The sequence below is a fragment of the Paenibacillus naphthalenovorans genome, assembly GCF_001465255.1.
Classification (GTDB): Bacteria; Bacillota; Bacilli; order Paenibacillales; family NBRC-103111; genus Paenibacillus_G; species Paenibacillus_G naphthalenovorans.
This window is the reverse complement of the sequence record NZ_CP013652.1, coordinates 4729154-4750904: the sequence shown is the minus strand read 5'-3', so window position 1 is coordinate 4750904 and position 21751 is coordinate 4729154. Positions and strand designations below refer to the sequence as shown.

At 54.4% G+C, this 21751-nt stretch carries 19 protein-coding genes; 1 reads left to right on the top strand and 18 read right to left on the bottom strand.

Translation table 11 applies throughout. From position 1 onward, the window contains the following. Nucleotides 1-3 precede the first annotated feature (3 nt). The 12 genes from IJ22_RS23405 to IJ22_RS26860 all read right to left on the bottom strand — a co-directional run bounded on the left by IJ22_RS23405 (nt 4) and on the right by IJ22_RS26860 (nt 14420). Entirely contained in the window at nt 4-1773 is a 1770-nt protein-coding gene (locus IJ22_RS23405) for a VirD4-like conjugal transfer protein, CD1115 family (RefSeq protein WP_062410494.1), read from the bottom strand. Beyond that, nucleotides 1760-1951: a hypothetical protein gene (locus IJ22_RS23400; protein WP_041052546.1), complete on the bottom strand. Its 192-nt coding sequence runs from the start codon at nt 1949-1951 to the stop codon at nt 1760-1762. The genes IJ22_RS23405 and IJ22_RS23400 overlap by 14 nt, the downstream gene beginning before the upstream one ends. Before the next feature lie 38 nt (nt 1952-1989). Next, a complete protein-coding gene (locus IJ22_RS23395; RefSeq protein WP_062410493.1) occupies nt 1990-2895 on the bottom strand; it encodes an ArdC-like ssDNA-binding domain-containing protein in 906 nt (301 codons plus the stop codon). Then, a complete protein-coding gene (locus IJ22_RS23390) occupies nt 2892-3788 on the bottom strand; it encodes a PcfB family protein (protein ID WP_062410492.1) in 897 nt (298 codons plus the stop codon). Before IJ22_RS23390 ends, IJ22_RS23395 begins: the two co-directional genes overlap by 4 nt. Further along, entirely contained in the window at nt 3706-5121 is a 1416-nt protein-coding gene (locus IJ22_RS23385) for a relaxase/mobilization nuclease domain-containing protein (protein ID WP_062410491.1), read from the bottom strand. Before IJ22_RS23385 ends, IJ22_RS23390 begins: the two co-directional genes overlap by 83 nt. A gap of 14 nt (nt 5122-5135) precedes the next feature. Then, nucleotides 5136-5495 (bottom strand): plasmid mobilization protein, encoded by a 360-nt coding sequence (locus IJ22_RS23380; protein ID WP_062410490.1) that lies wholly within the window; start codon nt 5493-5495, stop codon nt 5136-5138. Nucleotides 5496-5776: 281 nt separating this feature from the next. Further along, nucleotides 5777-6094 carry a type II toxin-antitoxin system RelE/ParE family toxin gene (locus tag IJ22_RS23375; RefSeq protein WP_062410489.1) on the bottom strand — a complete coding sequence of 106 codons (318 nt, stop codon included), beginning with the start codon at nt 6092-6094 and terminating at the stop codon, nt 5777-5779. After that, complete coding sequence (locus tag IJ22_RS23370; RefSeq protein ID WP_041052551.1) at nt 6072-6362, bottom strand: type II toxin-antitoxin system Phd/YefM family antitoxin; 291 nt, start codon at nt 6360-6362, stop codon at nt 6072-6074. The genes IJ22_RS23375 and IJ22_RS23370 overlap by 23 nt, the downstream gene beginning before the upstream one ends. Before the next feature lie 164 nt (nt 6363-6526). Continuing rightward, nucleotides 6527-7477: a DUF3991 and TOPRIM domain-containing protein gene (locus tag IJ22_RS23365; RefSeq protein WP_062410488.1), complete on the bottom strand. Its 951-nt coding sequence runs from the start codon at nt 7475-7477 to the stop codon at nt 6527-6529. Between the two features lie 49 nt (nt 7478-7526). Further along, complete coding sequence (locus tag IJ22_RS23360) at nt 7527-7811, bottom strand: hypothetical protein (RefSeq protein WP_062410487.1); 285 nt, start codon at nt 7809-7811, stop codon at nt 7527-7529. A 181-nt stretch (nt 7812-7992) separates the two neighbouring features. Continuing rightward, complete coding sequence (locus tag IJ22_RS26865; protein WP_235594376.1) at nt 7993-10491, bottom strand: DEAD/DEAH box helicase family protein; 2499 nt, start codon at nt 10489-10491, stop codon at nt 7993-7995. 3587 nt (nt 10492-14078) lie between these two features. Further along, on the bottom strand, nt 14079-14420 hold the full coding sequence (locus IJ22_RS26860; protein ID WP_235594205.1) for a TnpV protein: 342 nt from the start codon (nt 14418-14420) through the stop codon (nt 14079-14081). Nucleotides 14421-14484: 64 nt separating this feature from the next. Between IJ22_RS26860 and IJ22_RS26855 the strand changes: the two genes are divergently transcribed. Next, nucleotides 14485-15348 (top strand): hypothetical protein, encoded by an 864-nt coding sequence (locus IJ22_RS26855; protein WP_235594204.1) that lies wholly within the window; start codon nt 14485-14487, stop codon nt 15346-15348. Here IJ22_RS26855 and IJ22_RS23350 read toward each other — a convergent pair. The 6 genes from IJ22_RS23350 to IJ22_RS23330 are packed head-to-tail and all read right to left on the bottom strand — an operon-like array spanning nt 15290 to nt 21684. Beyond that, nucleotides 15290-15556, bottom strand: a complete 267-nt coding sequence (locus tag IJ22_RS23350) for a helix-turn-helix domain-containing protein (protein ID WP_062410485.1) — start codon at nt 15554-15556, stop codon at nt 15290-15292. The two genes, IJ22_RS26855 and IJ22_RS23350, sit on opposite strands and share 59 nt — an antisense overlap. Nucleotides 15557-15577: 21 nt before the next feature. Further along, the gene (locus tag IJ22_RS23345; protein ID WP_062410484.1) at nt 15578-16018 is read right to left on the bottom strand and encodes a hypothetical protein; all 441 of its coding nucleotides are present in this window, start codon (nt 16016-16018) and stop codon (nt 15578-15580) included. A 32-nt stretch (nt 16019-16050) separates the two neighbouring features. Beyond that, the gene (locus IJ22_RS26410) at nt 16051-16227 is read right to left on the bottom strand and encodes a hypothetical protein (protein ID WP_160327402.1); all 177 of its coding nucleotides are present in this window, start codon (nt 16225-16227) and stop codon (nt 16051-16053) included. Nucleotides 16228-16236: 9 nt separating this feature from the next. Beyond that, the gene (locus tag IJ22_RS23340; RefSeq protein ID WP_062410483.1) at nt 16237-16722 is read right to left on the bottom strand and encodes a hypothetical protein; all 486 of its coding nucleotides are present in this window, start codon (nt 16720-16722) and stop codon (nt 16237-16239) included. Between the two features lie 24 nt (nt 16723-16746). Continuing rightward, entirely contained in the window at nt 16747-20571 is a 3825-nt protein-coding gene (locus IJ22_RS23335) for a DUF5704 domain-containing protein (RefSeq protein WP_235594203.1), read from the bottom strand. Beyond that, the gene (locus tag IJ22_RS23330; RefSeq protein ID WP_062410482.1) at nt 20572-21684 is read right to left on the bottom strand and encodes a copper amine oxidase N-terminal domain-containing protein; all 1113 of its coding nucleotides are present in this window, start codon (nt 21682-21684) and stop codon (nt 20572-20574) included. It lies immediately after the preceding gene. Nucleotides 21685-21751: the final 67 nt, after the last annotated feature.

The following is a 21751-nucleotide window of genomic DNA, read 5'->3' as shown; positions in this document are numbered from 1 at the left end:
TCATCATTCCCCTCGTAAAAATAGCGACTCCATGTCTTCTTCCGACAGAAGCTCGTACTCTCCGTTTTCATCAAGCGTCACGGTTCGCCAATCGAGCGCAAGCTCCGTGCCGCCATGCTGGTAGGGGAGACCGCTGCCATCCGTCGTGAGCACGACATGGGGATGCCTGAGCAAATCGTATTTGTCGTCCTGAACAGGACGCTCGCCGCGAATAAAGAGCAAGGCATAGCGGTTATCGAGGAGCCGCACCTCATCGGGCGTCAGCAAGTCGCGGCCGGACAACTGATAGTTGATCGAATAGCTGCCGCTGCGTCCCTTGCTTTGGCCGTACGTGTTCGTGTCGATCGTTTCCTTGCCCAGCAGTTCCGAGACGTATTTGTGGGTGGATTGTTCATTGCCGCCCAGGTACAAAAACACGTCGCAGTTCCCCACGATTGATTCCCAGGTCTCCTTGTACAGCGCTTTGAGCTGCGCCAGATTTTGCAGGATGATGGAAACCGAAATCTCGCGGCTGCGCATGGTGGAGAGCAGCTTGTCGAATTCATCGGGCAAGGCGACGTTGGCAAATTCGTCCATCACAAAATGCACGTGCACCGGCAGGCGTCCGCCGTGCCGGTAATCGGCCTCGTACATCAGGCATTGGAAAAGCTGGGTGTAGAGCATCCCGACGATGAAGTTGAAGCTGCTGTCGTTGTCGGGAATGACGGCAAACAGCGCCGTCTTCTTTTCTCCCATGACAGGCAATTCCATTTCATCGACCAGGCTCATCCCGGCGATCGTATGCAAGTTGAACTTCTCCAGCCGAACGCCGAGGCCGATCAAAATCGATTTGGCCGTTTTGCCTGCCGCCAGCTTGAAGATGTTGTACTGTTTGACCGCCAAATGCTCCGGGTCGCGCATCGCCAGCCGTTCAAACAACTCGTCCAGCGGACTTTGATACGTTTCATCCTCTTCACGTACCTCGGCGGCAGCGATCATCTCCATCACCATGGGAAAATTCTGCTCTTCCGGCGGCGCTTCATAGAGCAAATACAAAACGAGCGCCTCCAGCAGCGCCGTTTCGGACCGTTCCCAGAACGGGTCGTTCGTGTTGCTGCCTTTCGGCGTCGTATTGCGAATCAGGTTGGTGACCAGTTTCAGCACATCCTTGTCGTCGTTCAAATAGGCGAAAGGGTTGTAGCCGTGGGAGCGGTGCGGATTGATCAGGTCGAGCACCTTGATGTCATACCCTTTGGCTTTGAGCAGATGGCCGGTATCGCGCAAGATTTCGCCTTTCGGGTCAAGAACGACGAACGACGTGTTCGCTTGCATGACGTTCGGTTTGGCGTAAAAGCGCGTTTTGCCGGAGCCGGAACCGCCTACGACAAGCACATTCACATTCCGGCGATGCTTGCGGCCGTCGAGTCCGATGCAAACCTGCCTGGTTAAAATTTTGTTTTGTTCCTGCTGCTTGCTTCGATATTTGGCGCAAATGCTTTTCGCCTGGCCCCAACGGGCGCTGCCGTGCTCCTCCCTACGCCGGTAGTTTCGAGGAGAAGCCAGATAAACGCCGACGCCGAGTCCATAAGCCAGCGTAAAAAAGAGCAGACAGCGCGGCGTATCGTCCACCCATCGGATGTCGAACGGGTGGTTGATCGCCGCGCTGAGATGCTCTACCATCGCCGGCAGCCCCCCGGAAAGTGCAGGGGCGGTGAGCAATGCCGCCCAAACGACGGGAATCAAAAAAATCGCAAAGAGTATCAAATGACTCCTTGCGGTTTCAACGCGCCTCATGATGGCTCCGTCGTTTATGTTTTTGATAGGGGGCGTCAATCGTTTTGAGCAACAGTTCATCGACGGCGTCGGTGGGGCGCTTCTCGCCGATCAAATCGTTTCGCAGCGCATTCAGCGCATGCACCACAATGCCATGCTCGTAATGATCCAAACAGAGAATCCGTTCTTCTTCCTTCACAGCGCTCCCTCCCTGAGCAAAATAGAACTTGACGGCGCTTACCTTGCCGGTTCCGGCCGCTGTTGTTGCCGCTGCTGTGCCAGCATCCGGTTCATCCTGCGGGCCATGTCATGCGCGGTATCCTTCATCACCGTCAATTCGGTGCGAATTTGCTGCGGCTCGATGTCCTTCAACTTCTCCGGCACTCGATGAAAACGAAAAGAAGACGTGTCTACGCCGAACTGTTTGCACAGCATATAGGAGGCGCAATATGCATGGAACGTAAAATCGGAACGGCTGTAACGGCCATCGCCGCGATCCAGTTCCGCATGCGCCAGCTCCTGCGCAAGCGACCGGAAAATATCCCCGGCATCCAGGCCGCGGCGGATGACAATAATTCTCGTGTCCGGCTGGTATAGTGCATGCATTTCCGGCAGCAGCGCATCGTTAATGACGATCGGAACAGGGGCGCGATCCATCAGCGCTTTGATCCGCATCCGGTCGTCCGGGTAAGTCGGCTGTTCCCTCTTTTGGCTGGCCGTCGTTTGCGCGATGTCGAACATCTTTTTGAGGTTATAACTGATGCCGGTGCTGCCGTCTTCCCTCCGGTACTCCTCGCCCGGCTCCAAAATGTAAAAGCCGGTTTCCTTGCGGCGAATAAACACGCCTTGTTCCTTCCACGAATCAAAATCGGCGATGCGGGTCGCCTCCGGACGCTGCATGAGAATCAGAAGCGCATTGGATACGCTGTAGCGGTCGAAACGGCTTTGCACATCCAGATATCGCTGAAATTCATCGCCGCTTTGCGCGATGGCGGTCGTAGCGGCATCAATCGTCTCGTAGGCCCATTGCCTGAGTTCCTGCTTTTTCTGTGCCCACGCTTCCTTGTCAAAAGGTTGCTCGTACGGATTCGTGGATGATCCACTGGCTGCATCCTGACGGAATAAATCGTCCAGATTGTTCATTTGGCTTTCCCTCTCTTTCGAGATCCGTTGGATTTGGTTTTCCCCGTCTTCGCTTTACCGGCATTTCGCTCGCTTCGTTGGGTCAGCGACGGTTCCTTGACCATCTGACGCCGCTCTTTCTCCGCTCTCCTATTTTCTTCCCGAATCTCGCGCAGCAGTTCACGGATCGATGGCCGCCGCTGCACGGTCTCGGCTTTCGGTTCAATCGTACCCCTTGCGGATGCTTCGCTGCGCCCGGAGGTAGGCTCGGACGGATGGGGCGGCTCCGTCGTCGCCATCGCGGGGTTTGGGTTGCCGTTCGCCGGGGAAGTTGGCTGCGCCGATTCGGGCCTCTGTATCAGTTCGTCCAAAAAATCGTTGGTGCTCTTCTCCGCAGAAGTTCCCTTGACCGCCGCTCTTTGTTCCTCCATCTGCTGACGGGTTTGGTCCGGTGCTTGTTGCCGGTGTTGCCCGGATGTTGATTGGTCCTGCTGATTCCCGGCGCGGGATTTCTCAATTTCGCTTTTAATGCTGACCGTATCCACGGTCGCCAGTTTGAAGCGCTCGACAATGCGATTAATTTTGGACGCGTCCTCGGCCCGTACCATCACGTCGCATAATCCATCGACATTCTTTTTGTCCCGCAGGGCACAGTACAGGACGCCGTAACGTTTGGCTTCCTTGCAGAACGTGGGTAAGTCTTCGTTTTTGACGGCAAATACTTTCAATTCCTTGCCGCTGCGAAGCAAGCTTTCCAGACGGATGCTGCCCTTCGTCCGCTTCTGCCCTTGCAGGGCGGCAAACAAATAGACGGCCAGATGCTTAGCGCCTTCACCGGAAATCTTGGCCATCACCTCGATGCCCCGCAGACTCATATTGACGACCTGATCGGCCGCCTCGGTTCCACTGCTCATGGATGGAATCCTCCCTTCGTAATGATTGATTTTGCCTGGTGCCACGAAGTACAGTCATCATTTCACCGGATCGGGCAAGGATACCCGCACACAGCTTCACCTCCTTTCGGAGCGTGGCAAGCCGCTTGGATAGTACGGCTATTTGCTCTTTGTAAGCAACGATCTGGCTTTCCTCCTTGCAGCGGCGAAGACGGTTGTACAGCGCTTTGCGCTCGCCGTAAAGCAAGCGCATCTCTTGCCGGGTGACAGATACATAGTCCAAAAGCTGATCCTTGCTGGAAATACGGTGCTGACAGAGCAGCTTGGTCTGCGCGGTAATAACCGCCAAATGCCGCAAGTCTTCACGCAATAAAAAATGTGTCCTTCTCACGGACGCGCGAAAATGAGGCAGTATGCCCATCTCATATAAGTAGCGCAAGTACAATGCTTGTAAGCCGCTGAACTTCCTGCCGGATCGAAGCGTTCCTTTGCAAACGGCGCGCCTGCGTCGCGGCATGGGCAGAGGCTGTGATTTACGGGGAATGCGATTTCGTAAAATCCGCTGTTTCAGAGCATCTTCCGTATAGTCGTCTCCCAAGCTGCGCAAACGAACGAAACGTTCCTTGCCCGGTGGACGAACCGCCATATGCTTCACGGTCGTTTTCACTTCATAGCCTTGCTTCTGCAACGCGGCGATAAACTGGGTCCATGTCATCGATGCCGCAATCGCCTGATCTACATCGGTCCTAATCAATCCTCGCCAAGTCGGCTTTCCTTCCTGATCCGCTTTCCATTCTCCGTAGTGTTTGGCCTTGCCCGGCTCGGGCTGCTCAATTACTGACAATGCATGTTCCCGGCATAACCGGTCGGATGTTCTCCGCAGAAGGGCGTAGGAAGCTTTGTTGTCGTAGTACCTTTTACCGTCGATAAAGGAGACGGAGTTCAGCACAAAGTGATTGTGCAAATGCTCTTTGTCCAAATGGGTCGATACGACGACTTCAAAGCGATCTCCCCATAGCTCCTGTGCCAGCTTGACGCCGATGGTGTGCGCCATTTCCGGCGTCGTTTCGCCGGGTGCAAACGCTTGGTATCCGTGAAACGCGACGATGCCATCCATCTTTTGAAATTGACGCTTGGTGCGCTGCATTTGCTCGTAAGCGGTAAGCGGATCGCAATTGATTCCGCTCACATAAAGCTGTTCTTCCGTTTTGGCATCCGCTTTTGCATATCCCAGCACCTGCCGCAAGCCTTCATTCTTCACGGCGCGATCTTGCGCTGTTTTGTCGGGATTGGTGGCGTAATCAATCACGCGCTTCAATCGGTCGGTGACATCCCATATCGCCGTTGTCGCCATACGTGACGCCCCCTTTACGGCGGATGAACATTTGGGGTCGCTTGCTTGGTTCTTCGTTCCGGCGCAGTCACGGCCTGTTGAATCTGTTGGACGGCGAGGCGCAACCGATCTGCCTCCTGTTGAAAAGTGGCCCGATCCAGATGACCTGTCGAATGCGCTTTCACCGCCAGTTGATTGAGATTGTTGCCGATGGCGTGAAGCTCGCGCATCATGGCGTAATAATCCGGCGGCGGCAGCGCCTTGGGCACATAACCATTGATAAGCGTGCGAATAAACGCCTCCTGAGAAAGTCCCGATTTTTTCACTTGGCTGGCAAGGTGCTGCCGCTCCTTTTCATTCAAGCGTACAAGAACGGAAATGGAACGCTTCCTCATCCGATCACCCCTTTCAAACCCAAGCTTCCTAAAGCGATTTTCGTCGCCACGAATAACACGATCTTATCCCATTCAGTCATCAAAAAGATGGCGTCGAAACGGAGGGGGTCTTAGGGGCTTCGCCCCTAACAAGCGAATTTGGCTAGCCAAATTCAGTGCTTGCTGCAACACGAGACATTCGTCTCACGTTGCCTTCAAAGCACCTGCCGGGAAAAAGAGGGAACCCCAAAAACACAAAAAAGACGCCAATCCGCTCGGGCGTCTTCCGCAGAACTTTTTTGTTATCGCACCAACCAGCGGTAATCCTGGCGGCAGTCTACAATGAAATCGACATACACGATTTCATCCTGAATCTGATACAACACCAGATACCATTTATCTACGAACATTTTGTGATACTTGTTTGACGGGATAAATTCCGCTTCGAGAAAAGGATAACGTTCCGGCATTTGCGCCAAGGAACGTATCGCATGCAGCAATTCGTTTTTCGTTTTTCGCGCGGCATCCGGATTTTTTTCCGCAAGGAATCGCACATGAACCGCCAGCATTTGGCAGGCGCGATCGGAAACGACGATCTTATATCGGGGCATCTTTTCCATGCTGAACCTCGTCAATAATGCCCTCCAGGTAAGCGTCCAGTTCATCCGGCGTCACACCAGCACGGCCCGCCAAACGATCCTCTTGCACAGCGAGCAGTTCTTCGCGCAGCTTTAACATCTTCTCGCGACGGGAAAACGTCTCAATGTCCATCACGACGAGATCGCCTTCACCGTTCTTGGTCAGATAAACCGGTTCCCCGGACGATTTGCATAGATCGGCGATTTCATTATAGTTTTGCCGGATACTGGCGGAAGGCTTGATAATCATCTTGGTCACTCCTTGCATAGCTGTATATTGATTTTATTATACCTATTACATGCTATACAATCAATGCGGTTGCGCTTATCCTCAATCTATTCACATCTTATCCACATGCTGCGAAAATTTTCCGTAACCCAAAAGAAAAGACACCAACCGTTCAGCATCTACCGCTATCGGGATGGTTCACCGCGTCTTCGTCGGAATTCCATCAATTCGTTGTTTACATCCTTTCCGAACTTGGGCGGCTCATCGGATATGAGAAGGGTGGGGGAGAGGAGCCTCTGTATCGTGGCTGCCGCCAATCGCCCCGGCTCATCATTATCCAGGTGCAGAACAAGTCGATTTACTTGGGGAAAGCACTTCAAGTAATGCGTTAGGGCAGACGGAGGAGTAGAGTCCTCCCCATTTGTCCTGGGCCTGTATATTCCGGCCAGCGACAGCTTATGCGCCTGCCGCCAATCCCGGCCGGCGAGATGTTCCAGTGTACAGTAGGATAAGAGATCAATAGCGCTCTCAAACAGATGCAGTTCCGTACTGTTTTTCGAGGCCGGAATGGAAAACGAATACCGCTTGTCGCTGCCAACGGCTTCCCCCATATAACGGGTGCTTGTCGTACCGCGTATCGCCGCATAGCGCGGCGTCCCTTCCTGGTCAAATCCGACGAATACTGCGTTGTGATAGCGTCGGCTTTCATACAACCTTCCCGTTTCCAGACAGTAGTCGATCACCGAGCGGTGGATGCCCCGTTTGCTCAAATAAGCCATGACGCGATGAGAGTTTTCATACGGTTCTGGAAGCTCCAACCGCGCCGTAGATGTGCGTTGTTGGCACGATTGCGAAACCGTAAGCATGTTGCCGGGATGAACGCCTTCCATTTGCAGCACCGCATCGGGAAAAGGCATGCCGCGCACTTTGATCAGGTAATCCAGCGCCGAGCGCCCGCCAATCCCCCTTGACCACCAGTACCATTTGCCGTTGGAAATTTTCAAACTGTCGTGTGTACGGGTGGTGAAGACATTGCGGGAGCAACGTATCAGTTCCGAAGGCTCGTACATTTGCAAATACGTGAGCAAATCCAGTCTTTTGGCGCGTTCGATCTGTTCCTTGTTTACGTAGCTCATTGCCGCAGCTCCTTTTGGAAATCCAGGCAGCGTCCGATGGGTATATTGTTCATCGTGCCTTACCCCTCTTTTTGGGGTACGTATAAGCTCTGCCTTCCTTCAACTTCGTAACGCCTTTCTTTTTCATGAATGCGTCTAAATCGCCTTCATGAACTTGACTGGTCACCCCGTTTGAGTCGCGGATGTAATAATACGTGTCGCCAAATCCGTTTTTCTCTTTGGATATCAACTCCAACGATGGCACGGTTTCTCCCTCCTCGATCAAGCCGGTTCCGTAACCAAAAGGCGGCAAAATCGGACAAAAGCATCCGCCGCTTGGGATGGCATACAACATGTTCATTCCTCCGGAAATAAGAAAAGGACCCCGAAGCTGGAGTCCAATTCATCATGTGATTTTACCTTTAACGGACGGGCATATCTTCGATCTGTGAAATGCTCGCACCGATACCATGTTCTTTTCCGTAATGGTCAGCAAGAAGTTCCCTTTCAGGGGTAGGAACGACGGTGTCAGACCGTTATCGCTCACGGCCCACCACCCGCCGTTCCGGCGCTTCCGGTTCATCGTCAGGCACGCTGTCCACGGCTTCGTTTTCCCGTTTGTCCATGTTGAGCAGCGCATTCAATTCCGCAAGCCGCGCCGCTTTCGTTTGCAGTTCCTGCTCCTTCTCAAATGGAGCCGCGATTTGTTCCTTCGCCGATTCCATTTGCTGCCGCAAGGTGGCAAGCTGCTCACGGGCATGCTCCAGCTTTACAGGCAAGTCGGACAAGGCATTGTTGATGCGGCTTATGTTGCCGCCTGCATCCGCTCCGAGCGTCACCGTATGACCCAGTGCGCCGCGCAGCGTGACCTTGTACTCCTTATGGAAGCTGTCAAAGGACAGCCACAAGGAAAAGCCAAGATAGCTTCCCGCTGCTTGCGGATCGGGCGACGTCATGCCCTTGCATGCGTCGAGCAAAGCCGCGCCCGCCGCCGCCCTCTCCGAATAGGTGTAATCCTTGACCGTCATGCCGGGGAATTTATCTGCCCCATCCGCCTCGGATGCCAGAGAACGTGTATACAAAGCAACGTCCTGTTCATAGCCGGCAATTCGTTCCTCCGTGGACTTGATTTGCTGCGGCAGCACTTTGAGCAGCCGGTCCTCCAGCGCATAGCGCTGGCTCAAGTGGTTGGCTTTGAGCAGCTTCAATTTGGATACCTGAATGTCCAGGTCCATTTTCTCTTTGATGTACGGGTTGCCGGTCGCCAGCGCCTTCACCTCGGCATAGGAGAGAGCCGTCTCGTCAATATCCTCGGCGGAACGGACAGGCGATTTGCTGGTCATGATCTGCGAAATGAAGCGCTGCTTGTTTTCGAGTGTCTGGTACAAATACGCGTCGAACGTGTTCTCCGTCACATAGCGAAAAATATGCACCTCGCTGTTCTGATTGCCTTGCCGGATAATGCGCCCGCTGCGCTGCTCCAGGTCGCGCGGACGCCAAGGGCAGTCGAGGTCGTGAAGGGCAATCAGCTTCGTTTGTACATTCGTTCCCGCGCCCATTTTGAATGTCGATCCAAGCAGTATCCGAACCTGTCCGCTGCGTACTTTGGCGAACAATTCCTTTTTCTTGATCTCGGTATTAGCGTCGTGAATAAAGGCGATTTCGTCAGCCGGGACACCTTTCTCCATCAGCTTGCGCCGCAGCTCGTCGTACACATTGAAGGTACCATCCTGTTTCGGAATGGACAAATCGCAAAACACCAACTGGGTCAACCGCGTCTCCTGATGTTCCTCCCAATACCGGAAGACATTGTCCGCGCAGGCGCTGACTTTGCTGCCTTCGTCGTCGGGAAGCAGGGGATTAGCCAGCCGCTGATCGAGCGCCAGTTTGCGTCCGTCATTGGTGATCGTCAGCATATTGTCCTCATGCGGCTCTACTTCCTTCGCCCGCACCCGCTCGGCGCGGCGGGCAAGATCCGCGACCATATCGCGCTGAAAGTCGCTCGGCGGCACGGCCACATTATGGAAGTGGGCTTTCGGCACGGGAAGCTGGAGCATGTCAGCCGTCTGGATATCGGCCACTTCTTTGAACATATTCATCAGTTCCGGCAAATTGTAAAAACGGGCAAACCGGGTTTTCGCCCGATAGCCCGTTCCTTCCGGCGCAAGCTCGATCGCGGTGACGGTTTCGCCAAATGTCGAAGCCCAAGCGTCAAAATGCTGCAATCCCTGCCGCTTGAGCCGCTCGTATTGCAAATAGCGCTGCATCGTATACATCTCAGTGATGGAGTTGGAGATCGGCGTCCCCGTCGCAAAGATGATGCCCCGGCCTCCGGTCAGTTCGTCCAGATAGCGGCATTTGGCAAACATGTCCGACGACTTTTGCGCTTCGGTTTGCGACAGTCCGGCCACATTGCGCATTTTCGTATAAAGAAACAGGTTTTTGTACGAGTCGGCTTCGTCCACGAATAGACGGTCTACGCCCAATTCCTCAAAGGTCACGACATCATCCTTCCGGCTCGTGTCGTTCAGCTTCTCCAGCTTGATTTGCAGCGTCTTTTTCGTTTTTTCAAGCTGCTTGATCGCATACCGCTCGCCTCTGGCTTCTTTGAGTTCCCGGATGCCGCTTGTAATTTCCGAAATCTGTTCGTACAGTTGCTGCCGCTGCCGTTCCATAGAAATCGGAATTTTTTCAAACTGCGAATGGCCGATGATGATCGCATCATAATCGCCGGTAGCAATCCGCGCGCAAAACGTTTTGCGGTTTTTCGTTTCAAAATCTTTTTTGGTCGCCACCAGAATATTCGCCGACGGATAAAGCTGCAAAAACTCCGCCGCCCACTGTTCGGTCAGATGGTTCGGAACGACCAGCATGCTCTTGTTGCACAGTCCCAAATGCTTGCTCTCCATCGCTGCGGCGGTCATCGCAAAGGTTTTTCCTGCGCCGACACAATGAGCGAAAAGGGAGTTGCCGCCGTACAGCGCCCGGGCAACCGCATTGACCTGGTGCTGGCGGAGCCGGATTTCCGGGTTCATCCCGGTGAATCGGATATGGCTTCCGTCGTATTCGCGAGGACGGATGGCATTGAACCGGTCATTGTACAGCCGTGTCAGCCGTTCACGCCGCTGCGGGTCTTTCCATATCCAGTCGCGGAACGCTTCTTTCATCATCTCCTGCTTTTGCTGGGCAATGGCCGTTTCCTGTTTGTTCAGCACACGCTTTTCCACGCCATCCTCATACACGGTGTCAAATACGCGCACGTCCCGCAAATTCAGCGTATCTTCGAGAATCTTGTACGCATTGACGCGGTTTGTGCCGTACGTGACGTTCGCCTTGATATTGTTGCTGCGGTCATCGCTTTTGCCTTTGACGTTCCAGGCAGCCGTATATTCGGAATACATGACATTGATGTAGGTTTGGTACATCGGCGGCGTGTCCACAAGTTCAAACAGGAATTGCCGAATGTCTTCCGGCGGCAGCCAGGTTGCGCCCAAGCGGACATCAATTTCGGAGGCATCCAGGTCTTTCGGCTGAACCGCTTCAAGCGCTTTGACGTTTTCGCCGTAACGTTCGGCATCGTATGCGGCAAACTGTCTGGCCACACGCAGCTTCTCCCGCACATTGCCGGACAAGTATGCATCCGCCGTTTCGTAGATCGGCTTACCTTCCTCATCCAGATTTTCGGGATTGGGAAAGATGACGCCGCGCAGCTCTTTTATCAGTTGTTCTTCCGTCCAGCCGGTTAGCTGCCCCATATACGGCAGATCGACACGGGCTTTTGCGCCGATGGAAACGGCAAGCGCCTCCGAAGCGGTATCCACCTGTTCCACGCGGATGCGCTGCCGGATGGTGCGTTTGGTGAACATATCCGCCTTGCGCAGCAGCCGCCCTTCCTCGTCGATGATTTCCAGCGAGCAAAGAAGAAAGTAAGAACTGTCGTCCGAAAAAGCAAGGTTGTTGGCGCGGCTGTTGATCAGGCCGTATTGCGCCGTAAACCGGTCATACTGCGCATTCAGCTTGCGCTGCTGCTGCTCTATCATCTCATCGCTGTAGTCTTCGGTTTGGTACTCGATCAGCTCGCGCACGGTGTCCCTGAGCTGAATCATTCCCTTGATGCGGCCTGCCGCCGTAGCAGAAGTGTCCACACGCCGCATTCGGCTGTTCTCCCGATAGTAGATGTGTCCATCCACCAACGCAAAGCTGAAATTGCGGACAGACGGATCGGCAGGGAGCGAAGGTTCTTCTTCCTCCGGCTGGTCTTCCCGTTCCAGCTCCACCCATTCGGCATGGATGCCCGACAACGCTTCGCGCAGCAGCTCATCCAGATTGGCGTCCGGGAATGGCTTGCAGGACGTTTCCTGCCGGTTGCCGTACATCCGGTCGTCAAAAACCATTGTGCCCAGCACCATATCGGGATGGTCCGCGAAATAGCGATTCACCGGTACACCGTCCGCTGTCTCGGACAGGGATAGCCATGCTTCGGTTTGCTCGCTAACGGCAACCATGCGATCCCGTTTCTGTAAAAAGATAATGTCGGCGGTTACTTCGGTTCCGGCATTGGCTAAAAACGCATTGCTCGGCAGACGCACCGCTCCGAGCAGTTCGGCGCGTTCCGCAATATATTTGCGAACCGCCGGGTTCTGCTTGTCCATCGTTCCTTTGGACGTAATAAAGGCGATAATGCCGCCCGGACGCACTTTGTCCAATGTCTTGGCGAAAAAGTAATCATGGATGAGAAACTTGTGCTTGTCGTAACGTTTATCCGCCACGCCATAACCGCCGAACGGCACGTTCCCGATGGCGAGATCAAAGAAGCTGTCCGGCAAATTCGTCTGTTCATAACCGCTGACCGCGATCGACGCCTGCGGGTATAGCTGCCTGGCAATACGGCCGGTAATGCTGTCCAGTTCCACGCCAAACAGCCGCGAGCCTTGGAACGACTCCGGCACCAGACCGAAGAAATTGCCGATGCCGCAGGACGGCTCCAAAATATTGCCGCTGCGAAAGCCCATCGATTCCAGACAGTCGTACATCGCCTTGATGACAGTCACAGACGTATAATGGGCATTCAGCGTTGACGCGCGAGCGGACGCATATTCATCCGGCTCCAGCACATTTTTCAGTTCCGCATATTCGGCTGCCCACTGCGTGTTCGCTTCGTCAAATGCCTGCGGAATGCCGCCCCATCCGACATAGCGGGCCAGCACCGCCTGCTCGTCCGCTGTCGCTTGCCGCTGCTCCTGCTCCAGCTTGTTCAGCAGCCGAATCGCTTCCATGTTCCATTTGAACTTCGTTTTTGCGCCGCCATGCCCCAGCTCATCATCCGTAATCCGGTAGTTGACAGCCGGGACAGACGGACGGGCTGGCGCGGTGCGGCCGGCCACAGGATCAGGGGAAAGGGAAGTGTCTGGCTGCAATATGGGCTCTCGCCCCTCCGTCACCGGCTCTTCCGGTGAAACCGCATCTTCCGCTGTTTCCCATGCCGCTTCGTCAAACCGTTCCGGCCCCTGCTCTCCGGTAATCAGATGATCGTTCAGCGGGTTTTCGCGCAGCATTCGCTCAAAATCCCGGCGATTCACCTCTTTGATGAAGAGCGGGAACTGACGGTCTTGCAGCACCACTGTTCGTTGCTCCAGCTGCACAATTTCATATTCGTCCGCACCGATCCAGACCGTGCTGCCTGCGTCATAACCGTAGTGCGCCCGTTCCCGGTTCACCGGCGCGTGTTCCGGTTCCGCTTGCGCGTCCGGTAGAGGAAACCCCTCCGAGGGCGATACATCCGGCTGCGGCAATTCGCGCCTGGCCATTTCCGCCATTTGCTCCCGCCGCTTTTCCTCCTGCTGCTCCGCAAAGGCAGGAAACCGCTCGGCTTCCTGCCGGTTCAAGTAACGTCCCGCTGCCAGCAGTTCGCCGATACGTTTCTGCACCTTCATCCACGGCAGCACGACTCGCGTATCCGGGTTTAGGATCGAGCCGCGGGTCAGCGTGATGCCTTTGCTGTCATAATTCATGTGAATATCCGTGCCGATCAGCGCGGGAAGACGCCCGCCGGTTCCGTATTCCCGTTTCAGGAAATCGGCGTTTTCCTGTGCGGACAGCGACTGCTGGAAATGCAGCGCAATGCGATACTTGCCGTTCTCAATACCGCTGCCGTTTTGCAAAATGGCGTCAATGACCGCTTGCGGCATGAAAAAAGCGGAGGCTTTTGCGTCCTCCGCTTGTTCCATCCACAGCGTCTGTTGCTCGATGGAGGGTTCTAACTTTCGCGACAAGTCAAATTCGTTCAACAGCATCATGCTGGCGAGATGCCCGGCGATGACACCCCAATCGTAAAAGCCCTGCGCCGTGCGTTCATCCGCCGTCCCCGTCCACAGATGCAAAACGTTGCGATACGGTTCAAACCCGGCCTGCACACCTTCATCAAGCGTCAGTTCGGTGATGCCTGCCGGAAACAAACCGCGCACATACAACACACGCTCGCGCTCGTCCTCATGAGCAAGGAAAAACGCTGCAATGTCCGACTTGCTCTCCCGCAGCGGCGCGGCTCGGAGCATGTCATTGATGATGGCATGGTCGTGAAAAAACGGAAGACTTCGGTCCTCCGTTTCCCGATCAAACCATTTTAATGATAAATCAGTTCCGCCAGAATCAGTTCCTCCGCCTGCTGCTTCAGGTTGTTCATGTGTCCCGTCCAGCCCAGCGGATCGCTCGCCTTGTCCGGTGCCGGGTGAGACGCGAGCATCTCCTGCATCGTCCGGTCGATCTGCTCCCGCGCCGTCCGGTCGATGTCCGCCAGATGCCGGATCAACTGCTCCGACAACATCAGATGGGCGTACATGCCCTTCCGCTCGGTTTTCAGAAACGTCTTGCGCATCATCCCGTACTTCCCGATGGTCGTCCCCGCTTCGCTCAGCGTCAGGTTGGGCAGCAGATAATCCCCTTGCTGCGTGTACGTCAGCTCCATGTTCATCCTTCCTTTCTTGTCGAGTAGCTTCATTGTGCGGCAAGGAATCGGGTCTTGCAAGGGTATGAAACGATTGCCCCTCATTCGCACGTTGTGCATCCCGGCGCAACGCCCGGACGGTCGATTCAATTTCCCGCAGCATCATCTCGGACACATCGCTGATCGCTGCGCCCAAGTGGGACAACGCAGGAAGCGTGTTGAAATAACCGATGCCGGACAAATCCTCGATGCTGATGTAAGGTGCGGGATCGAGTCCGCAACGGATCATCGCCATGTAAGCGACGGCCGTTCTGGCTGTTTGCTTGAACAACAACTCCACATGCGAAATATCCAGGTCTTCCAGCAAACTGTGCTCCCGCTCTTTCATCAACTCCGCCACATAATCGGCGCTGTTGTCATCCACCGCATTCCGCGCAGCAGCAAGGAACGCAGCAGGCAGATCCGCACGTGGTTCAATCTCATCCGGCGCGCCGAACGCATTTTCCAGCGTCTCCATCACATGAGCCGCATCGCTGTCCTGCAAACGCCAAAGCGACACCTGCGGCTGGCGTCTGCTCTGGGTATCCGATACGTCAAACACATGGCGCAGGCCCAAGTGGTTGCCCCGATCTTCGATCAGGGCAATCCCTTTTGCGCCGCGTTTGACCCAGCGATCCAGCCGTTTGTTCCAGACGTCAATCGGCGCGCAAGCCGTCGCGTCCGGACGTTGTGCGTAGATCAACAGTTGATCCTGAAACGGATATTTATAGTTCCAAGCCGCCGTCCGCAAAAAATCCGCCCAGCGGTCAGGCTGATTCGTCACCGTGCGAGCCGTGCTGGCAGCCAGTTCGACGATACGTTGCAACTTGGCTGTCACGAGAGCACCTCCCTTACAGAAACGTTATTTGATTGGTCAGGCGAATGCCTTCTTCGGAGTACCGGGCCGTAATCCGAAGGAGTCCGATACGCTGCAACAGGTGCAGATTGCGGCGGACAGTGGAAGGGGAAATGCCCACCTCCAAAGCCAGCTTTTTGCCGGACAACACGATGGAACCATGCCGCCCGCCCGCGCGGTCCATCAGGTAGCTGTACAATAGCTTTGCGGCAGGAGATACCTTCGCTTTGGCCAGCAGTTGATACCGGGTCAGATCATTCATAAACTTCCTCCTCGGCAGACGCTATCGCCCCGGCGATCGTTCCGACAAACGCTCCGGCCGGACGTAGCAGTACAGATAGAAATTGTAGTCTCCCGCATGCGGGAAACAACGCAGGTAGTACCGATGGCGCTCTGTTTGAAAACAAAAGCCGTATACACCGGAATGCCACGCCCCCGATAATCGGGCCTCCGGATGCGACATGCAAAGTTGATGCATTCGGCTGCGGCTTTGAAGCCATCCCTGCTCCGTCAGTGCCTGCACAACCGCATCCAGTTCCGCCCGGAAAGCCGGCGTTTTTAGCGCTGGCAAATGCTCGAACCAGTTTGCCCAGAACGTCTCGCCGCTGCTGCCAAAATAACCGCGCAGATGCCCGATGCAACCCCGTTTCGTATCCTTCTCTATTGAAGCGGAATAAAAATAGGCCGCATCTTCCGACACGGCCGTTTGCAGTTTTTCCAGCATATTCTTTTCCTCCCGGCTGGTAGGTGTTCGCTCTAGGTTGCGACACACATAGAAGGGGAAAGTTCGATATCTGCCACAAGCCGACGGGAGGAAAGCCACACGCGGCTGTTTTTTCCGCCCGCCAAATCCAGTAAATAGCAGTACACCAGCTTGGCCGCAAGCGGAAGCGAGGCTCCGTCCAGCAGCCGATAACGAGTGAGATCGTTCATTGCGTCCTCCTATCGTTGCGTTTCCGTTTTTTTCTTCTGTGCGGCAGGCGTGGAAGGCGCTTGCTGTTGCTGCTCCACCAAGCGCTCCGGCCGGGCATAGCAGTACAAGTAAAAGTTGTAATCCCCGGCAAAGGGAAAGCAGCGCAAATAGTAGCGGTGATCCTGCGTTTGCATGCAAAACCCGTATACATCCGTGCTCCAAGCACCGCCGATGCGCGCCTCCGGATGCTCGCTGCAAAATCGTAACATATGCTGGCGGCTTTTCAGCACCTTCTGATCGCCGATAGCTTGAAAGACCTTACCCAATTCTTCTTTAAAAGCAGTCGTTTCAAAGGGAGAGCGCCGGGGAAACCAGGTTACCCAGAACTCCTCGCCCGACCGCCCAAAATCGCCGCGCAGGTGGCCGATGCAGCCACGTTCGATCTCCTCTGCGGCAGAAGCGGAATAAAAATAAGCCGTATCCTCTGGCGCGGCACTTTGCAGCTTTTCCAACATGTTTATCCCTCCCGTCTGGTGAATTTAATGGGTGCCTCCCGTCCCAAAGTCGTCGTAGCTGGACAAATTGGCATGATAAAAGACGACGTCGCCGTCCAGCAGGGAGAACGTTGCCCCGTATGGATCGACGAAGCTGCGCTGAAACCCTTCCATCCGCCACTGATTGTCCAGCGGCGCGTTTTTGTATTGCAGATGCGGATGGTTCAAGTCTTGATCGCGGATCGTTTCGATGTTGAAATTGACGATGATATACCCATCCTTTAGAAATACGGGCGCATGGTCGTCCAGCCGGTGCGTGCGGCCGTACTCGGCCAGATTGAAGCCTTTCGGCACCACGTACGGCGCGGCGGGCAAACTGTAGTCCCCCCGCCATCGCTGAACCGAAGCGTTGGCGCGGGCCGCACCGATGCCGGAGGGCACCTGCGTGCTTCCGACAAACGTCCGAAGCTGAGGCGGCAGCAGCATGATATCGTAGCCGCCCACATAGGTCGGCTTCTGCGCATCCTTTACATATTGATCGATAAACGTCTGCCTGTCTCCGGGCGAACCGTTTAGCGACCAAAGCGTTGCGGCGGTGTCGGTCAACTCCTGCTTCGGCACATTGCGCAGGCGAGCGTCGAGCGTCACATAACGTTTCTCCGCATCGTCGCTGGAGCCGATACGAATAAACCGCCGACTGCCTGAATGATAGTACAGATCGACTTCTTGCCTGTTCTTCCCCTTGCTGTCCACAAAATAAAACGTCGGTGTAATGAGGATGCCGTCGCCCGAGCCGAACATGTTGCCTTTCGTCATGACTTCGAATTTGAAATGGTAACCCGTTTTGACCGCTACGTTTTTCTTGCCGCTCTCGGGATGACTGCCTTGCCGTACCGGCAGCACGTAAGGTGGGGTATTGCCGCGCGGTGCGCCGTCAATGCCTTTCGTTCCGACCCAATAGGCGTTTCCTGTCGGCGTCGCGCTGCCCTTTTGGGTGCGGAACACCGATTCCCATGCAAAATCGGCAATGTCGGTGATGCGGAAATCATAGAGACGTCCGATCACTTCCACTGGAACCGCTTGCGCAGCCACATGGTTGGACAAGTCCAGGTTGGCATTCATTTGGGACGTGAAGGTAGCCGGGCTGTTCTCGGCAAACGTTCGGAATAACACGTCGTAATGGCCCTCGTCCACCCAAACGGGCAAGTAGAAGGTCGTCTGCAACTGGCCGACCGGGATGGACACCCACGTGTCCTTGGGGACGAACGTCGTACGATCCGCTTTGTACACATCGAACGGAAAGCGTACCTGCTTGTCCCTCATATACTTGGCATAATCCCGATTGCCGTAGCCCTTGATGTCCTTGTGCGGGCCGCTTGTCGGAATCGTTACGGTAAAGGGCCGGTCCAGAATGAGCGCAGCACGTCCGGCGGTTGGCTGCGTTTTCTGATTATGCGCCTGGTCGTCGGATACGGACGCCCAATTGACGACAGGCGTATGCACCGTCACCGGATTGATGCCGCCGATCGGATAGCTCTTGTTTTCCCCGCCGCCAATGCCCTTGACCAGCGTATAAAAGATGGTGCCGGTGCTCGGTTGATTCGCTTTGTTCGTTTTGGAAGCGTCAATGACATAGCCTGAGCTATACAGCACATCTTGCCCGACCATCGGCGGGGCCGGTATCGCCCCCGGCGTCGGCGCTTTTTCCTCGACGGTCCGGTTGTCCATGATTGTATTTCCGTTAAAAACGAACGAGTCGTTTTTCACCTTGATCTTGCCGATGGCGCTTTCTGCAGTTGACCTCCAGTCCTCATTCGGAACAGGAGGACGGCTGGAACCGCCGGAAATTGTTTGCCCGGGAAGCGTCACATTCGTATAGACCGGATCGGTAATATGCGCGCTGAGCGACGCATCATGCGCAGCGGAAACGGTTGGCGGCGCATAGCCATTCGGCTCCAGCGTAACCGTTCCCGAAGGAAGCGCATAATTGGAGACCGTCGCCTTTTGAATGCCGTACACTTCGAGATTTTGAATCGTCCAGAAGCTGTACTTGCGTTCAATCGAATAGTTTTTGGTGACCGTCTGTGTATCTGAACGCGGAACGGTAATGGTCGTCGGATTCCCATCTGCATCGGGCGGGCCGGGATGCGTCTCCGTCCAGGTGAGGGTGTACGTTTTGCTCACCTGAATCGGGTATTGCTTCGTGCCGGTCGTTTCCGTGAACGTGTTGCGATACAAGTACGATTTGGCTAAGGCGTTCACATACAGGCTCTCTGAAGTCGGAATGCCTTGCAGCACATCAAATTTTTCTGCGCCGCGCGAATCCGCCTGAATGACGGCTGAAACGCTTGGCTCCATCACTTCGGCCTGCTGGGAAGCGCCAGGCTGCGGTTCCCCGCCACCGTCTCCTTTCCGTACTGTATGATCCGAAGTGGAGTCTCCGGTATTCCCGTCCGTATCTTTCACGATGACCGTTATTTTGACGGTCACGCTGGAGCCGGAAGCGAACGGAATTTTGATCGGTAGCGACTTGCTGGCCGTCAGTCCGCTGAGCGCTCCGGATTTGTCACTAGGCACGGCCAATGTTGCGTTCTCGATGCTGGTGATCTCATAGGATTTCAACGACTTCTGCGACTTGGCTTCAAAAACAAAATCCCCGTCCACCGTCGTGACTGAGGAAGCGACATTGTCCGGCGCTTCGATTCGGGATGTCACCGTAACCGGAGAGGGGATTTTATAAATGCCTACGAAATTGGAACCGCCCGATCCGACCAGGATAGATCGTTCCCGGAGCTTCGCGTCTCCTTTTTCCTGAATGAATAGCTTTTCGTCGGGTTTGTTATTGTTCGTAATGTAAGAGCGGATGATTTCATACGTCTGACCGCCGGAAGTGATTTGTCCTTCAAACGTATGATTCGCCTCATCCCCGGTAGCGAAAACGCCTTTGTCCACTTCTTTGAGTTTGGTGCCGTCTTCTTTTTGATAGATGGCCTTCACCGGATTGTTCTCCGCATATTCGGCAACCGCGTCCGTTCCGCCCAGATGCACCGTAAAGCTTCGCATTCGCACCTTCGGATTCGTTTCGGGATTTTCTTGCAGCCAGTCTTTCCGCGTCGGGTCCTGCTTGGGCGATAAATAGGAGCGAACGATCGTATACGTTTTTCCATTGTCCTCAATTGTTTCGGGAAATTCATGATTGATCGTTTCTCCGACTTTGTACTTGCCCTTTTGAAACGTAACTTCCGGATTTTGAATGACTTTGCCGCCTACGGTTTTCGCAATCACATCGACCGGAAATTCCGCGCTTCGATAGGGCACATGAATGCCGAAATAATCGTCCAAGTCGTCCGGATGCGCCCAAGGTTCGGCCCTCTTGATCTCGTCCAGCGTATAAAAGGGCCCTTTGCGCACGTTGCCGTTTCCGTCGATAGACACCATGATGGCATACAAATATAAGTCGTCGTTGTCTTTGATGTCGCCCATGCCCGCTTTCCACATGCCTTCCGTGACGAGCGCCTCGCTGACTTCGTAATAGGTCGTGACAGGCTGGCCGGGGATGGGCGGATTCGGTTCCTGTCCTACTTGCCGTACTTGCTGATCCAAAAAAGAAGCGTGTTGGCCGCTTCTCGGATCGCCGCACTGTTTTGGCGCCGTATTCGTACATAATTGGTCACGGCGCACCGTCCAACCCACGGTTCTGTATTTAATGGACGATGTTGCAGCCGTACTTGTGATTTCAAAGCTGATTTTTCCTGCCTCCGTTCTTACTTTGGGGGTTTCGGCTTTCGCTGCGAAAGGAAAACCCGAAAATAAAAAAGAGCATGCCAGAAGCACGCTCAACGCCGATTTTATGAATTTGTTTTTCTTCATCTATTCCGAGTCCGCCTTTCTGATGAAATAATTGCGGAATAAACTGGCTCCCGGATCGACTTTCAATGTACTGCCCCAATCGCCGCCAACATTCGTGGAAAGAGAAATATCCGCGTAACCTTCGTACCAAACCTGCTTATCGAATTTGCGGTCATTGGGGAACCGCTCATCGTACAGCAAATTTTTACTTTCCGTGAATGAGTTGAATTTGATTCTGAACTTGGAACGTACATAATTATTTCCAAACCCGTCTTTATAGATCATGGAAGGCTCGGGATCAAGGTATCCTTCAATTTGAATCTTGTTTTCTTTAACCCAATCCACATACCGCCGGATGTATTTCAATTCCGCATTGGAGCTTTGCACCTTCGTGGCAAATACCGCCTGCGCCCAAGAATTGTCAATCGTTTTGTAATCTACGTTCAGCCAGAGTGCACCAAACGTTTTCAGTCGGCTCATCCATATATCCACGTTTTTCTTATTGAATTCCGGTAGGGTTGAATACAATACCGATGAAACCTTGCTGTCCGTAGGATGCGAGTAGGGATAGGCCATTTCATAGGCTTCATTCGGCACATCGGCCAGAATGTACGGGTAATCTTTCGCGTTCTTCGGCAAATGGGTTGTGCGAATCAGACGGCCCCATTCATCATACTTCTCATTGGCTTCTTCTTGTGTGGAAATAAAGACGGTCGATGTTGGGCTATCCCAATTCACTTCCGCCCCCAGCGCTTCGCTGACAAAACGCAGCGGGACAAACGTCCGGCCGCCGCTGGTGATCGCCTGCGAATCGAAAGCCACCTCTTTGCCGTTGACGAGCGCCTTGCTATCACCGATCGTAAGCACAATATGCAGGTCGTCCCGCTCAATCGGTACGGTCATCGTTTTGGGCTCCCAGCCTACGTTTGCGCCCATCTGTTCCGCGATGAATCGAATCGGCACGAGCGTCCGGTTGTTTTCATCGACAAATGCTTGTGCATCGGGAAACCAGATTTTTTGTCCGTCCATAACGACGCTGACAAAAGACGGAGGTCGGCTCGCCGCGCTTGCTGTTACGGTGAACAAGCTGCAAAGCATCGCGGCGGCAAGTCCTGCAATTATCCATTTTCTCACGCCATTTGCTCCTCTCTTGATAGGGGTCATGACAAGTTTGGAAGATTTCGACTGACACGTTCATCAT